Here is a 555-nt window from a genome sequence, read left to right on the forward strand (position 1 = left end):
TCTGAATAGGGCGAATTAGTATCATGACGTAGACCCGAAACCATGTGACCTACCCATGAGCAGGTTGAAGGTGCGGTAAGACGCACTGGAGGACCGAACCAGGGCACGTTGAAAAGTGCTTGGATGACTTGTGGGTAGCGGAGAAATTCCAAACGAACTTGGAGATAGCTGGTTCTCTCCGAAATAGCTTTAGGGCTAGCGTCGACATTAGAGATTCTTGGAGGTAGAGCACTGTTTGGGTGAGGGGTCCATCCCGGATTACCAATCTCAGATAAACTCCGAATGCCAATGAATTATGGTCGGCAGTCAGACTGCGAGTGCTAAGATCCGTAGTCGAAAGGGAAACAGCCCAGACCACCAGCTAAGGTCCCAAAATAATTGTTAAGTGGAAAAGGATGTGGGGTTGCACAGACAACTAGGATGTTAGCTTAGAAGCAGCTATTCATTCAAAGAGTGCGTAATAGCTCACTAGTCGAGTGACCCTGCGCCGAAAATGTACCGGGGCTAAAACAATTTACCGAAGCTGTGGATACCTTTATAGGTATGGTAGGAGAG

The 555-nt window shown here is 47.9% G+C and carries 1 rRNA gene; it reads left to right on the forward strand.

Annotated features, from left to right (window positions below):
• Positions 1-555 (forward strand): 23S ribosomal RNA (locus O3664_RS09145); the annotation flags it as partial.

This window comes from Streptococcus sp. 27098_8_109 (assembly GCF_041432295.1).
Lineage (GTDB): Bacteria > Bacillota > Bacilli > Lactobacillales > Streptococcaceae > Streptococcus.